Raw genomic sequence first — 15,315 nt, forward strand, 5'->3', positions numbered from 1 at the left:
CCCCACACTTTTTCTAATAGGAGAACCGATTATGAGTGCCATCCGTTATGAACTGGGTTCAGATCAGATTCTGACCCTTACCATTGACATGCCGGGCCAGTCCGCAAACACCATGAACGCGGCATTCCGGGACGCCCTCGACGAGACGGTTGCCAAACTTCAAGGCGACCTGGATAACATTCGAGGCATCATTGTTACTTCCGCCAAGAAAACCTTTTTTGCCGGCGGCGACTTGAACGAAATTCACAAAGTCACCCGCGACGATGCCCAGTTCTTTGAAGACATGGTCAACGGCATGAAAGCCCAGATGCGTGCGCTGGAAACTTGCGGCAAGCCCGTTGTGGCAGCCATCAACGGTACTGCGCTAGGCGGCGGTTTCGAAATTGCCCTGGCATGCCACCATCGAATTGTGCTGAATAACAGCAGCATTCAGTTGGGTCTTCCAGAAGTTTCGCTTGGCCTGCTACCAGGTGGTGGCGGCACTCAGCGCTTGCCCCGCATGATTGGCCTTGAAGCGGCCTTCCCTCTGCTGATGGAAGGCAAGAAGCTGCGCCCTGCTGCGGCTCTGAAAGCGGGCATTATCGACGAACTTGCAGACTCCCCTGAAGACATGATGGCCAAGGCTCGTGCATTTATCGATGCCAATCCCAAGTCGCAACAGCCTTGGGATCAGAAAGGCTACAAAATGCCAGGTGGCGCACCCCACCATCCAGCGATGGCACAGAAGTTGCCAATCGTGCCGGCGATGCTAAAACAGAAAACCAAAGGCTGCTACCCAGCGCCTGAATGCATCCTGGCAGCAGCCGTTGAAGGTGCCCAGGTAGACTTCGATAGCGGAAGTCTGATTGAAACCCGCTATTTCACCGAACTGGTGATTGGCCAGGTTGCCAAGAATATGACTGGCACCTTCTGGTTCCAGCTGAACGATATTAATGCCGGTGGCAGCCGCCCAGAAGGCGTAGAGAAAGAGACCTTTAAAAAGGTGGGTGTACTGGGCGCGGGAATGATGGGCGCGGGTATCGCCTACGCCACTGCTATCCGAGGCATAGAGGTAGTGCTGAAGGACGTCTCTGTTGAAGGTGCAGAAAAAGGCAAAAGCTACTCCGAAAATCTGCTGGCAAAACAGGTTAGCCGCGGCCGCATGACCGAAGAAAAAAAGGCGGAGATTCTGGGCCGCATCAAGGCCACCGACTCCGCCAGCGACCTGGAAGGCTGCGACATGGTCATCGAAGCCGTGTTTGAAGACAGCGACCTGAAAGCCAAGGTGACCGCCGAGGCCGAGCCGAAGCTTGTTAGCAACGGCATTTTCGCATCCAACACCTCCACAATTCCCATTACCCAACTGGCCGAAGCGTCTGCCAAGCCGGAAAACTTCATCGGACTGCACTTTTTCTCCCCCGTAGACAAAATGATGCTTGTAGAGATCATTGTGGGTGAGAAAACCTCAGATGAAACTTTGGCGCGAGCGTTCGACTACGTTCAGCAAATCGGCAAAACCCCGGTGGTTGTCAACGACAGCCGTGGCTTTTTCACTTCCCGTGTTTTCGGCACCTTTGTTAACGAAGGGATCTCCATGCTGGGTGAAGGTATTCACCCCTCAAGCATCGAGAATGCCGGGTTGCTCGCAGGCATGCCTGTCGGCCCACTGACCATTTCTGATGAAGTCAGCATGACTCTGATGCACCTTGTTCGCAGCCAGAGTAAAAAGGATCTGGAAGCTGCCGGCGGCACATGGAAGCCACACCCTGCAGAAGCGATCATCGACCAGATGGTTAACGACCATGGCCGCCCGGGCAAGGCTGCCGGTGCCGGGTTCTATGAGTACCCTGCCAAAGGCAAAAAGTACCTGTGGCCAGAGCTTGAGACGCTCTATGTAGACAGTGAAAAAGCCCGCAAAGTGGAGTTGCAGGAACTGAAAGACCGAATTCTGTTCATTCAGGCCATCGAAACCGTTCGCTGCCTGGAAGAAGGCGTGTTGCGCAGGGTGGAAGATGCCAACATTGGCAGTATCTTCGGTATCGGATACGCGCCCTGGACTGGCGGCGCCATACAGTTTATTAACCAGTATGGTGTAAGAGCTTTCGCAGAAAGAGCCAAAGAGCTGGCTGAAGCCTACGGCGAGCGCTTTGCCCCACCGGCGTTGCTGCTTGAGCACGCAGAGCAGGAAAAACCCTTCACCTGAAGGGTATGAGCGGCGGAGGGCCTGCCCTCCGCCGCATTTTCTACCTGAAAAACATGCCTGTACCTATCTTCTGCGCTTACAGCCGAGCTTTTTTCAAGAAACATCAAGTACGTCCAGCCACTACTGTCCGCACAGCCCCATTAACAGCTAACACATTAATTATTATAGTCTTTCTTATAACTTCCTACGCGGGCATGGACAGATTGTCACGAACCGACACGTCATGCCTATAGCAACGGGTGTAGCCCTTGCCTACAATAAATCCATCAGCCCACGGGTTATCCTGGTCCAGACTTGTCTGGCGGGTACCCCAGCATCGTCAGGTATGTCTCTATGACCATCGCGGAAAAAGCATCTGTTCGTCGCGCGCCATTCAAAGCCCGTCGAATGAGTGTATGCAAAGCGCTCACCATCGCCCTGCTTTTGTCAGCACCCTTCAGTGCACAGGCCAAAGCGGTTGAACCGGAAGTTTTTACACCGGTTGCCCCAACCATTGACCAGGCCCGCGCCAACATTCTTATTGCCAGGCAACTGCAGTTCACTCATTTCCGTGATCTGGGCATTAGCGACAAGCTTTCCGGTGATGTGTTTGATGCTTACCTGAATTATCTGGATGGCCAGCGAGTTTATTTAACAGGCAGCGATGTGCTGGCACTTGATAATGTCAGAAACCGACTGGGCTCAGCCCTCAAAACAGGCCAGCTACAACCAGGCTTTGATATCTACAACCTGGTTCAGAAACGAGTTATCGAACGCCTTCAGTTCGCACTGAAAACCCTTGATGAAGGCATCGAAAACCTCGATTTCACAACGAATGAGCAGATCCTGCTCGACCGTTCAGACGTTGAGTGGGAGCCGAATCAAGCAGCACTTGATGCGCTGTGGGTGAAGCGAATTAAAAATGCTGTCTTGGCTCAACGCCTCAATGGCAAAGACGATGGTGCCATTGTTGATACGCTTAAACGACGCTATGAAGGCCAGCTCAAGCGCGCATATCAGGCCCGCAGTGAAGACGCATTCCAAGCCTACATGAATGCCTTCGCCGGCATGTGGGACCCGCACACCTCCTATTTTTCGCCGCGAACCTCTGAAAACTTCAATATCAATATGAGCCTTTCACTTGAAGGCATCGGCGCCGTGCTACAAGCAGATAACGAGTACACCAAAGTTGTCAGACTTGTGCCTGGTGGGCCAGCTTCAAAGCAAGGCCAGCTTAAGCCTGCAGACAGAATTGTCTCGGTTACACAGGAAGGCGACAAACCGGTTAACGTAATCGGATGGCGCCTTGATGAAGTAGTTGACCTTATTCGTGGCCCACGCAACTCTGTGGTCACACTGGAGGTGGTTCCGGCCAGCTCAACCGACGAAACCCTTACCAAGTCCATTTCCATCAGCCGCGATGAAGTAAAACTGGAGGAACAAAGTGCCAGTAAAGACACCATCGAATTTGACCGCAAGGGTGAGAAATACACGGTTGGGGTAATTACGGTTCCTACTTTCTATGCTGATTTTCGCGCCATGCAGGCTGGTGATCCCAACTACAAGAGCACCACCCGCGACGTGCGCAAACTGATTAACGAGCTGAAGCAGGAAGGCGTTGATGGGCTAGTAATGGATCTGCGCAATAATGGCGGTGGCGCCTTGCATGAAGCAAACGACTTGGTTGGCCTGTTTATCGATACGGGACCTACGGTACAGATTCGCAACTCCAGCAACGAAGTTCAGGTTCTTAGTGATGACGACGCATCCGTTGCCTACGACGGACCTTTGGTCGTGCTCACCAACCGCATGAGCGCATCGGCTTCCGAGATCTTTGCTGGTGCGATTCAGGATTATGGTCGCGGTCTGGTAGTTGGCTCACAAACCTTTGGCAAAGGTACAGTACAAGCAGTCAGACCTCTCAATCATGGTCAACTGAAAATCACCCAATCCAAGTTTTACCGGGTTTCTGGTGGCTCAACCCAGCACAAAGGTGTGATTCCGGATATCGAGATCCCTTCCCGTATCGACAAAACCCGTATCGGCGAAGACGCACTGGATCATGCCCTGCCCTGGGATCAGATCGACGCAGTTCCACATACCCGATATTTTGATTTCAGTGGCATCATCGATGAGCTCCGCAAGCGCCATGACGATCGCTTTGCTACAAGCCCCGACTTCAGGTTGCTTCAAAAGGAAATCGACTTCCTCAATGAGCAGCGCCAAAGAGAAACCGTAAGCCTAAACCTGGAAGAGCGCACTGTTCAGCAAGAGCAAATAGAGCGTACCCGGCTAGCCATTGCCAATGCCCGCCGGGAACTGCGCGATGAAGAGCCGTTCGATTCTCTGGAAGAACTGGAAGACTGGCAGGATCAGCAAGCTGCAGATCTGGGATCCAGTGACGAAGAACTGGATTTCGTCATTCGCGAAGGTGGCGACATTATGGCCGACATGCTGGAACTGGATAAGCGGATGGCTTCCATTCTTAAACCCCAGCGGTTTGCTGCTCAGGCGGAAACTCTGTAATGGCCGAAAAATCTGACAAACCGACAGTTAACGAAGAGGAGCGCGAGAGCAAAGCCCGGGCAATGCAAGACATGCTTCTGGATGCACTGCACGCCATGCGCTCCCAGGACGAAGTAGAGGTGCTTCGCAAGCCGGCCCCAGCTGCTTTGGACAAAGAGCCTGAAGGTATTATTGACCGCCTTGCGAGCCTCACGGGATCCGCTTTCCGGTTCGGGGCGCGAGCAACGGATACATCCTTACGCGTAGGCCGGGCGCTGATCAACTCTCAGGATCAGCTGCGCGCCATGCTGGTAGCTGGCCAGTCACTGCAAGATATTCGGGAAGTCGCCGGGCTGACGCGCTCAGAAATGAGTGAAGCCCTTGATCTCCGCGACAAGTCGGTTCTTGAGGCCATCGAGAATGGCACAGCTACGCTCTCCTTTGAACTCATTCTCCGCCTGACTGCCCTGATTGCACGGAACGACCCGATCCCGTTCATCATGCGAACCACCCGTAACTACAACCCGGAAGTTTGGCAGATCCTGAACGACTGGGGCCTGGCAAGGGTACCTTTGCAGTTTGAGCGGGAGCGAGAGTTTATCAACATTTTCCGTCGCCATGATTCTGCACGAACACTCTCGGATGAGGGGTTCCGCAAAGTTCTGGACTTTACCCGGCAAAGTTTCGAGATGTCGCTGCACTTCGCAGAGGACCAGGAACAGCAAGTAGCAGAACTGCGTAAAAGCTTTGCAAAACAAACCAGCGGAGAACCAGAAGACAAAACACCTCCCGGGAAAAAGCCATCACCCAAATAAAGCACTCATCCCCGCAGCATCCGGGTTTCGGACAGCACCTTTTTCTGTAACAATCAGATCAATCAGCGTTGCCGGCGTCACATCAAACACCGGGTTGAACACCTTCACGCCTTCCGGTGCAAGCGGCACGCCTCTCATTTCCCGAATTTCTGCACCATCCCGCTCTTCGATCGGAATTTCTGCACCTGACTTCAGTGCCATATCCACGGTGCTAGAGGGCGCCACGACCATAAACCCGACTTTATGATGCCGCGCCAGAACCGCAAGGCTATAGGTGCCAATCTTGTTAGCGACATCGCCGTTGGCGGTAATCCGATCAGCGCCAACGATGATCCAACGCACCTCACCCTCTGCAAGAATCGCCGCTGCCGCGCCATCAGCATTCAGGGTTACCGGAATCTCATCGCGCATTAATTCCCAGGCGGTAAGACGGCTTCCCTGCAACCAGGGCCGGGTTTCATCTGCATAGACTTGTTTCAGCAGTTGTTTCTCATGGAGCCGGCGAATAACCCCCAAGGCTGTGCCATACCCGCCGGTTGCGAGCGCACCCGTGTTGCAATGAGTGAGGACAGATACAGGTGAAGGATTACCGGAAGAAAGCCCCATCGCCTCAAGGGCATAAGTTGCCATTGCGAGATTTGCAGCAAGGTCTTCCTGATGGATGGCAACCGCTTCACGCTCAAGCCGCTCTTGTGCCTCGTTCAGAGCAACGCAATCTGCAAGCACCTGCTCCATTCGCTGCAAGGCCCAGAACAGGTTCACAGCCGTTGGCCGTGAAGCGCCTAATTCCCGGACAGCCATTTTGATCTCAGCTTGCCAGCCCTCACCTTCAGCCTTCCGGGCTGCCAGAGCAACTCCATAAGCGGCACTGATTCCAATGGCTGGCGCGCCGCGCACCACCATGTCCTGAATGCTCTGTGCAACACCTGATGCTGATTCCAGGGCTATCCAGCACTCCTGCGCTGGCAACAGGCGCTGATCCAACAACTCAAGGCTATTGCCATGCCAGCGAAGAGCAACAGTACCGGTATATCGCGGGTCAGACAAAGGGCCGTGTAAAGATCGGGGTTTTATAGAACTATTCATCGCCTGGCTCCGCTTTCATAACGCTGAAAATGAGCAGTATAACGGTTATACTTCCGGGCTACATTTCATTATCCGGCGCCCTCGAGCATTTTCGTGTTCAATCCAAAATGTCGCTGGCACAGGCAAGGCAGGGTTAATGACCGCAGCTACCATCACCGCAGCCGATATCCGCATCAACGCTCGCTGGCTGATTCCGATTGAGCCATACGGCGTGGTGCTTGAACACCAGGCCGTGATCATTCAGGGCACGGGGATTGTGGCGGTCGTGCCCGAGGCACAGGCTGATCGTGAATTCCGCACCCGGGAGACCATTAACCTGCACCATCACGTGCTCATGCCGGGGCTCATCAACATGCATGGGCATGCGGCTATGTCGCTGTTCAGGGGCATGGCGGATGATCTCCCACTGATGACCTGGCTGAACGATCACATCTGGCCAGCGGAAGGTCGTTTTGTCAGCGAGCAGTTTATTGCCGACGGCACACAACTGGCCATGGCAGAAATGTTGCGCACCGGCACAACAACATTTTCAGACATGTATTTTTTCCCGGAGGTTGTAGCCCAGATGGCTCACGATACCGGAATGCGCGCACAAATCTGCTTCCCTCTGCTGGACTTCCCTACCGTATGGGGCTCCGGGCCAGATGAATACCTCAGCAAAGGTGAAGCGCTGATTAAAGATTGGAAAAGTGATACTTACATCATGCCGGCGATTGGTCCGCATGCGCCCTACACCGTTTCTGACGCTCCACTGAGCCGTGCTGTCGCACTCTCCGAGAAAACCGGTGCCCGCCTTCAGATTCACCTTCATGAAACCGAGTTTGAAGTAACCGACGCAACTGCGACACAGGGCAAGCGCCCTATAGAACGGCTTGCTAAACTTGGCGCTCTTGGCACCAGAACCCAATGCGTTCACATGACCCAGGTTAACGACTCGGACATTACCCTGCTTGCAAATACAGGGGCCCACGTCGTCCATTGCCCCGAATCCAACCTTAAGCTTGCGAGTGGCCTGTGCCCTGCATCCAGACTCATGAACCAGGGCGTTAACCTCACCATAGGAACAGATGGTGCCGCCAGCAACAATGACCTGGACCTGTTCGGAGAAACCCGCACGGCCGCCATGCTTGCAAAAGTGGTAGCAAAAGATGCCGGTGCACTGCCCGCTCACAAGGCGCTGCAAATGGCCACTCTCAATGGCGCCAAAGCCCTCGGCCGGGAACATGAATTGGGGTCACTGGTGGCTGGCAAACTGGCCGACATTATCGCGATTGATCTCAGCGACCCATTTATTCAGCCAGTCTACGACCCGACATCCCATCTGGTGTACAGCAACCACGGCCGCGCGGTAACCCATAGCTGGATTAACGGCGTGCCACAGGTACAGAATGGCAAACTTACGCGGATAGATATTCCAGATCTCATGCTGCGCGTTGAAAACTGGGCCGAGAGAATCCGCCAGCAACAGGCTGACTAACCGAATTCCGACAGATTGATCAGGCAGAAGAAAACATGACCAACCACAACGTTGACCCTAACGAAGTTGCCAAGTTTGAAGCCTTGGCAAGTCGCTGGTGGGACCCCACCAGCGAATTCAAACCATTACACGACATTAACCCCCTGCGTCTGAACTACATTGACGAACGTGTATCACTCGCAGGCAAACGTGTTGCAGACGTTGGCTGTGGCGGCGGCTTGCTATCGGAAGGCATGGCCCTGCGCGGGGCTCATGTAACCGGAATAGATATGGGAGAAGCACCTCTCGCCGTTGCACGGCTGCATGGCCTGGAAAGCGGAATCAAGGTGGACTATCAGCAAATCACGGCAGAAGAACTGGCCCGCGATCCAGAACATGCTGGCCAATACGATGCAGTTACCTGCCTGGAAATGCTGGAACATGTGCCCGACCCGTCTTCAGTCATCAAGGCCTGCGCGGCTCTTCTCAAGCCCGGCGGACACCTGTTTGTTTCCACCATCAACCGCAATCCGAAATCCTTTCTCTTTGCCATTGTGGGCGCTGAATACGTTCTGAACATGCTTCCCAAAGGCACCCATGAGTGGAAAAAGTTCATTCGACCATCAGAAATGTCCGACCACCTGCGCCACGCAGGGCTAGATGTTCGCGAGCTCACTGGTATGACCTATAACCCCATTACCCGCACCTATAAGTTGGGACGGGACGTAGACGTAAACTATCTGATGCACGCCCGTGATACCCGTGAAAACTGAGCAGCCCTCAACCGTTCTGTTTGATCTGGACGGCACGCTGATTGACACGGCGCCGGATTTTATCCGCTGCCTGAATGAGCTGCGCCAAATGGATGGGCTTCCTGCGCTTCCGTCAGAACACATACGCCGATCCGTTTCCAACGGCGCCAGAGCAATGGTGCGTGTGGGTTTTGGCCTGGAACCTGAACACCCGGACTATGTTGCCAAACACACAGCGTTCCTGGATTTGTACGAGGCAGGCGTTGCCGTCGAAACCCGCCTCTTTGAGGATATGGATGCCCTGCTTGTTTCACTGGAGCAGCGTGGTATTCCCTGGGGCATCGTTACCAACAAACCGGCACGCTTTGCCAAGCCCCTGGTTCAAGCCCTTGGCTTGGCAGAGCGCTGTGCCTCGCTGGTTTGCCCGGATCATGTCACTGATCGGAAGCCACACCCGGAAGCCCTGCTCCTTGCCTGTCAGCAAATAGGCGCAGATCCTGAGCAGGCGGTGTACGTGGGCGACCATGAGCGGGATATTAAAGCTGGCCGCAATGCACGCATGAAAACCATCGCAGTGCGTTATGGCTACATAGAAGAGCCGGAAACCATTGACCTATGGCAAGCCGACATGATTGCCGACACCGTCAACGATCTCGCAAAGCTGTTACAATAGCCCGCGTCTTAAACGGGCTATTTTGAAAATCCCTGATGAACCCCCAGTCTGCTACGGAGACAGGTTATGCAAGATTACCAGGCACCCGCTGATCTTCTTAAAGACCGCATCATAATGGTGACCGGTGCGGGCAGTGGTATCGGCCGTACCGCCGCAAAAACCTATGCCGCCCATGGTGCCACTGTGATTCTTGTGGGCCGGACCCTGAGCAAGCTGGAAACGGTCTACGACGAAATTGAGGCTGCGGGACATCCGAAACCCGCCATTGTGCCAATGAATTTTGAAGGTGCTGCTGTCAAAGACTACGAAGAGTTGGCCATGACTCTTGAAGACAATTTCGGCAAACTCGATGGCCTGCTCCACAACGCCGGGATTTTGGGTGATCGCAGCCCGGTGGAGATGTATGACCCGGAAATCTGGAATAAAGTCATGCATGTAAACGCCACGGCACCGTTTCTGCTCAGCCGGGCAATGATTCCCCTGCTGCGCAAGTCCGATGCCGCCTCGGTTATCTTCACATCGTCCGGAGTTGGTCGCCAGGCAAGAGCCTACTGGGGCGCCTATGCGGTTTCCAAATTTGCAATTGAAGGCCTGAGCCAGCTTCTTGCCGACGAGCTGGATGACAAGCACCACAATGTGCGGGTAAACAGCCTCAACCCGGGCGCCACCAGAACCAACATGCGAGCCCACGCCTACCCGGCAGAAAACCCGCAGCAAAACCCGGCACCAGAAGAGTTAATGCCAATTTACCTGTACCTGATGGGCAGTGACAGCGCCGACATTAACGGCCAGAAACTGGATGCCCAGCCAAAATAATGGAACTGTTTTTTTATACCACCTCCGAATGTCATCTGTGCGAGCTGGCCGAAGCCTTGCTGGTGAGTACCCCAATGCCAGCACCGATACCGGTGGATGTGGTAGACATTGCACAATCAGAAGAGTTGGTAGAGCGCTACGGCACGCGAATCCCCGTGCTCAGGCGCAACGATACCGGGCACGAACTCAACTGGCCATTTACCCGGGAACAGTTACTCACGTTTCTGCAATGAGGAATTATCTGACATGTTGATGGTTATCTCACCCGCTAAAACCCTCGATTACGAGAGCCCGCTGGCAACGGAAACATTCACCCAGCCGGACTTTCTGGACGATGCCTGTGAGTTGATTGATCAGCTCAAAGAGCTAGAGCCCCATCAGGTCAGCAACCTGATGAGCGTAAGTGAAAAGCTGGGCGAATTGAACGCTCAGCGTTTTCAGGACTGGCATACGCCCTTCTCCCCCAAGAACGCTCGACAAGCCATTCTCGCGTTTAAAGGTGATGTTTACACGGGGCTGGATGCAGAAAGTTTCAGTGAGCAGGATTTCAGCTTTGCTCAAAAACATCTGCGCATGTTGTCCGGGCTCTACGGCATTCTTAAACCTCTTGACCTCATGCAGCCATACCGGCTGGAAATGGGCACCAAGTTTGAGAACAAGCGCGGTAAGGATCTCTACGCGTTTTGGGGCGACAGCCTCACCCAGGAAATGAATCGCTTGCTGAAGAACGACGACGATGTATTGGTAAACCTGGCCTCGAATGAATATTTCAAGAGCCTGAAGAAGAAAGACCTTGAAGGACGGCTTATTACCCCCCACTTTAAAGATTGGAAGAACGGTCAGTACAAGATAATCAGTTTCTACGCCAAAAAAGCCCGCGGCCTGATGTGCCGTTACGCTATCCAGAACCGTATTACTGATGCGAATAACCTCAAGAGCTTTAACCTTGACGGTTATTATTTCAGCGAAGACCAATCCGACAATAATAACTGGGTTTTCCTAAGGGATGAGCAGTAACAAGACGAGACACTCAATCCAGATTTAGTTCGGAGCAAATCATGAATGAAGCAGTATTTTCCCAGATCGCCATGATGGTGTTTCTGACCGGCCTTATTGGCTGGATGGGTTTCATAGTTTGGGACCTGGCCAAAAAATCACAGGCCGGAAAGTTTGGTACCATCGCCCTGTTTACAGTACTGGGGGCTGGCGTTTTCGGCTTTATTGTCAAAACCGTGCTCGTAGAAGTTATCCAAATATGACCGACAAGGATCAAGCCTGATGTGGTTTCGCAATGCCCGCGTTTTCCGTTTTACCAAGCCGTTTGATATTTCAGCAGAAGAGCTGGAAGAAAAACTCAGCGGTGATGCATTCAAACCCTGTGGTCCACAAGAAACCGCTCGCCAAGGCTGGGTTCCGCCACTGGGCAAACATGGCGAACTCCTTGTTCACAGTGCCAATGGCTATCACCTGATTGCACTGCGCAAGGAAGAGAAGATCCTGCCAGGGCCGGTCATAAAAGATGCGGTGGAAGAAAAAGCCGAAGCCATTGAAATCGAGCAGGGGCGCAAGGTTCGCCGTAAAGAAAAAGAAGAGATCAAAGAGCAGGTCATGCTGGAAATGCTGCCCCAGGCATTCTCCAAAAACCGCCGAAGCTTTGCATATCTGGCACCAAAGGACGGTGTCCTGGTGGTGGATGCAGGCTCCGCAAAACAGGCGGAAGACCTAGCTTCCACGCTGCGAAAAAGCCTCGGCTCTCTGCCGGTACGGCCGCCTGCGCTGGAGCAAGCTCCAATCTTTACGTTTACGGGCTGGTTGAGTGAGTCAATCGACCTGCCCCACAGCGTGGTTCTGGGCGACGAATGCGAGCTCAAAGATCCTTCCGAAGATGGCGGCGTGGTTCGCTGCAAAGGGCTGGACTTGAAGGCGGACGAAATCCGCAACCACCTGGATGCAGGCATGGAAGTAACCAAGCTGGCCCTGACCTGGGACGACAACGTGTCTTTCATTCTGGATGAAGAAATGGGCATCCGCCGGTTGAAATTTGGCGAAACACTTCAGGATCAGCTAGATGATGTCGATGTTGATGACGCTGTCGCGAAATTTGATGCAGCCTTCACACTCATGACTCTGGAACTGTCCAAATTGATTCCGGGCTTGCTGGAAGCCTTGGGCGGTGAAGATCGCTCCGCCCTCGTCGAAGAGTAATCCGGCAGGCGTGCAAACCCCACTGGAGCCTCTCACCCAAAAGCTTCAGTGGGACTTCTTCCTGAGTCGCTCCTTCTGCCAATCGTTTTCCGGCTCGTTCAGCACCAGCCGCAAATCCATCACTTCCTCCTCAACGTTATACTTGATCTCAAAGCCCAGGTGCTCAGCCAATTGCAGCATCGGCCTGTTGTCAGCCAGAACGTCACCTACCATTTCCACCGTGCCACGGGCGCGGCAGTAATCGATCATTTTCTGCATCAGCGCCACGCCAAGGCCTTCACCCTTCATTTTGTCATGAACCATCACAGCAAATTCACACCGTAGGTTATCTGCGTCCGTCCAGGTTCTTACGGTGCCCAGGGTTTCTTCGCCTTCACCATCTTCTTTCGGGGCATTTGCGATAAAAACCATTTCGCGGTCATAGTCGATCTGGACCATCTGGGCGACGTCTTCCCGCGAGAAATGTTTACGGTACTGGAAGAATCGATAGCGAATGGACTCCGGTGACTGCAGCTCATGAAATACGCGATGCGATGGCTCGTCTTCAGCAAGAGCTGGGCGAATGATTACCCGACGGCCGGACTTGGGCAATACCAACCACTCCTCCAGCTCTCTTGGGTAGGGCTGAATAATCGGCTGTCCGGGCACTTCAGACAGATTGATCGCCACATTAACCGCAACAGCACCTTGGTCATTGAACAGAAGCGGCGAAATCTCCAGCCCGCGAATCTCGGGTATATCAATCACAATCTGGGAAAGGGTAACCAGAGTTTCCGAAACTGCCCGGATATCCGTTTCAGGCTTCAAGCTATGCTCCCTTAGTAGTTTGTACATATAGGTGCGGCGCAACAACTCCCGTGCAAGAACCATATTCAATGGCGGGAGCGCAATCTGCCGATCCGTCATTACGTTGATATGAGCACCCGATGCGCCGCAAACCACCAAGGGACCAAACTGGACATCCCTGGTAATCCCCACACTGAACTCAATGCCGCCAACGTGTTGATAGGAATGCTGCATGGCAAATCCCAGGAAACCACTCTCGGGAAAGAATTTCTGGTACTGCTCCAATAAAAAACTACAGGCATCAATAATTGCCGCTTCACTGCTAAGCTTCTGCACAGTTGCCTTATGACGGCGCTGCGCTACTGTCAGGTTTGCAAATGGGTGACAGGCTTTCTCGTGCACTATGGTGACGTCTACGGGCCGACGCTCAATAGAGAAGGCTTCAAGAACCTCTTCTACATCGTCACAATAGACTGTCTCGATGGTATTGATCCCATATTCACGAACCACATCCCGTGCTTCTTTACTAGACAGATGCAACCGGCCCGAACGTAATGCATTCGTTACCACGCGCCGGGTTTTCGTATGATCGGAAAAATGGTCAGTGAAAGATTCGGGGGTTTCCGTCAGCAAGCGCTGAAGTCTCTGGTGCCGCACATGCTGCATGAAAGCTACGACGGCTTTTTCCGGATTGAAGAATGATGGTAGTCCAGCACGATAAAACTCATCACGCGCCTCCATGACCGTGCTCTGCCCTAGCCAGCAGGTGAATATATTCAGCCGTGTACCCTTTGCTGCCCGCACGACCGCATCAGCAATCTGCAGGCTATCTTCCGTCAAGCTGGGCGCATACAACACCAGCACGTTCGCCACTTCCGGATCCTTGGCCAAAATTTTAATGGCCTTTCCATAAAGCTCCGGAGAAGCATCGTAGTTGAGATCGATGGGGTTCTTACGCGTCCAATAACTAGGCAGAAGTTCTGCCAGTGAGTCAATACTGGCCTCAGACAGGCTGGCCAGTTCACCGCCCAAATCAGCCAAACGATCCACCGCCAGAACCCCAGGCCCCACACCGTTGGCCATGATCGCAAGAGTCTCCCTCCGCAATGGCCGCATACGGGTAAGCGTTTCCAAAGCATCAAACATTTGCCCCAACCCATCAACCCGCAGTACACCCGCGCGCTGAAGCATGGCATCGTATATGGGGTCACTGCGTCTGATGCCTTCAGGCAACACATGAGGCAACCACTCGGATTCCGGCACCCGGCCGGATTTGACAGCGATGACAGGTTTGGTTCTTGAAGCAACACGTACTGCAGACATGAAACGCCGGGCATTTGGTACATGTTCGATGTGTAAGAGGATGGCTCGGGTCTGGGTGTCTTGGGCAAGGTAGTCAATCAGATCGTCATGGTCGATATCCATACCATCGCCAAGCGTGAGGAAATAGGAAAAACCAACTCCTCGGGCAAAAGCCCAATCGATCACCGAACTTGCAATCGTGCCAGACTGACCGACGAAGGCCACGCGGCCTGGTAGCGTCCCCATATGCGCATAGGTGGCATTGAGGTTTCTCGCCGGCACCATCAAGCCGATGGTATTAGGCCCCAGCAATCTGATTCCGGTTTCCTTTGCTGCATCCCGCACCGAATACATCAGCGGTTGGCCGGTTTTACTGTGAGTACGGGACATACCGCCAGTCATCACAATCGCAGTACGCACACCTTGTTCACCCAGTCGCCGTATGGTTTTGCTAACCGTCTCTGGTGGAGTGCAAATAATGGCAAGATCGGGTGCGAATTCCATTCTTGATACTTTTCGGACACAGGGCACACCGTGAACATTTTCGTAATCCTTATGGTTGACCACAAAAAGCTTGCCCGGATAACCACTGCTCATCAGGTTTCGCAACACCATACCACCAAGATTACCAGCACGCTCAGACGCTCCGATCACTGCAATGGATGCAGGGTTGAACAGACTTTCCAGGTACCGGGTGCTCACACTCACTCTCCTTGGTATGTTGTTTACGCTATATTATGCATTGATGAACCGATGTG

General features: G+C 53.5%; 13 protein-coding genes. 11 read left to right on the forward strand and 2 right to left on the reverse strand.

The genetic code is table 11. The features are described from left to right. The first annotated feature begins 31 nt into the window (after nt 1–31). The 3 genes from CDH47_RS16805 (at nt 32) to CDH47_RS16815 (ending at nt 5,481) form a co-directional block, all read left to right on the forward strand. Nucleotides 32–2,182 carry a 3-hydroxyacyl-CoA dehydrogenase NAD-binding domain-containing protein gene (locus tag CDH47_RS16805; RefSeq protein WP_100641428.1) on the forward strand — a complete coding sequence of 717 codons (2,151 nt, stop codon included), beginning with the start codon at nt 32–34 and terminating at the stop codon, nt 2,180–2,182. 333 nt (nt 2,183–2,515) lie between these two features. Next, a complete protein-coding gene (locus CDH47_RS16810) occupies nt 2,516–4,687 on the forward strand; it encodes a carboxy terminal-processing peptidase (protein WP_193601674.1) in 2,172 nt (723 codons plus the stop codon). Then, entirely contained in the window at nt 4,687–5,481 is a 795-nt protein-coding gene (locus CDH47_RS16815) for a helix-turn-helix domain-containing protein (RefSeq protein WP_239985868.1), read from the forward strand. The genes CDH47_RS16810 and CDH47_RS16815 overlap by 1 nt, the downstream gene beginning before the upstream one ends. On the opposite strand, the gene mtnA is transcribed toward CDH47_RS16815, so the two are convergent. Then, nucleotides 5,470–6,567, reverse strand: coding sequence for an S-methyl-5-thioribose-1-phosphate isomerase (gene mtnA / locus CDH47_RS16820; RefSeq protein ID WP_100641430.1), 1,098 nt, complete (start codon nt 6,565–6,567; stop codon nt 5,470–5,472). The genes CDH47_RS16815 and mtnA overlap by 12 nt on opposite strands. A gap of 136 nt (nt 6,568–6,703) precedes the next feature. Here mtnA and CDH47_RS16825 point away from each other — a divergent pair, with 136 nt between their 5' ends. From CDH47_RS16825 to rdgC, 8 genes are all read left to right on the forward strand, one after another. After that, nucleotides 6,704–8,044: a TRZ/ATZ family hydrolase gene (locus CDH47_RS16825; protein ID WP_100641432.1), complete on the forward strand. Its 1,341-nt coding sequence runs from the start codon at nt 6,704–6,706 to the stop codon at nt 8,042–8,044. Nucleotides 8,045–8,079: 35 nt separating this feature from the next. Then, a complete protein-coding gene (gene ubiG / locus CDH47_RS16830; protein ID WP_100641434.1) occupies nt 8,080–8,796 on the forward strand; it encodes a bifunctional 2-polyprenyl-6-hydroxyphenol methylase/3-demethylubiquinol 3-O-methyltransferase UbiG in 717 nt (238 codons plus the stop codon). Continuing rightward, nucleotides 8,786–9,448, forward strand: a complete 663-nt coding sequence (locus CDH47_RS16835; RefSeq protein WP_100641436.1) for an HAD family hydrolase — start codon at nt 8,786–8,788, stop codon at nt 9,446–9,448. The genes ubiG and CDH47_RS16835 overlap by 11 nt, the downstream gene beginning before the upstream one ends. Nucleotides 9,449–9,514: 66 nt before the next feature. Next, a complete protein-coding gene (locus CDH47_RS16840; RefSeq protein ID WP_100641437.1) occupies nt 9,515–10,264 on the forward strand; it encodes a YciK family oxidoreductase in 750 nt (249 codons plus the stop codon). Further along, nucleotides 10,264–10,497 (forward strand): glutaredoxin family protein, encoded by a 234-nt coding sequence (locus CDH47_RS16845; protein ID WP_100641439.1) that lies wholly within the window; start codon nt 10,264–10,266, stop codon nt 10,495–10,497. Before CDH47_RS16840 ends, CDH47_RS16845 begins: the two co-directional genes overlap by 1 nt. Nucleotides 10,498–10,510: 13 nt before the next feature. Further along, complete coding sequence (gene yaaA / locus CDH47_RS16850; RefSeq protein ID WP_100641441.1) at nt 10,511–11,281, forward strand: peroxide stress protein YaaA; 771 nt, start codon at nt 10,511–10,513, stop codon at nt 11,279–11,281. Nucleotides 11,282–11,322: 41 nt separating this feature from the next. After that, a complete protein-coding gene (locus CDH47_RS16855) occupies nt 11,323–11,523 on the forward strand; it encodes a DUF2788 domain-containing protein (protein WP_100641443.1) in 201 nt (66 codons plus the stop codon). A 19-nt stretch (nt 11,524–11,542) separates the two neighbouring features. Further along, the gene (gene rdgC / locus CDH47_RS16860; protein WP_100641445.1) at nt 11,543–12,469 is read left to right on the forward strand and encodes a recombination-associated protein RdgC; all 927 of its coding nucleotides are present in this window, start codon (nt 11,543–11,545) and stop codon (nt 12,467–12,469) included. A 45-nt stretch (nt 12,470–12,514) separates the two neighbouring features. Here rdgC and CDH47_RS16865 read toward each other — a convergent pair whose 3' ends face one another. Further along, nucleotides 12,515–15,259 carry a bifunctional acetate--CoA ligase family protein/GNAT family N-acetyltransferase gene (locus CDH47_RS16865; protein WP_100641447.1) on the reverse strand — a complete coding sequence of 915 codons (2,745 nt, stop codon included), beginning with the start codon at nt 15,257–15,259 and terminating at the stop codon, nt 12,515–12,517. Between the last annotated feature and the right edge of the window lie 56 nt (nt 15,260–15,315).

It is taken from the genome of Marinobacter salexigens, from assembly GCF_002806945.1.
In the GTDB taxonomy this organism is placed as follows: Bacteria; Pseudomonadota; Gammaproteobacteria; order Pseudomonadales; family Oleiphilaceae; genus Marinobacter; species Marinobacter salexigens.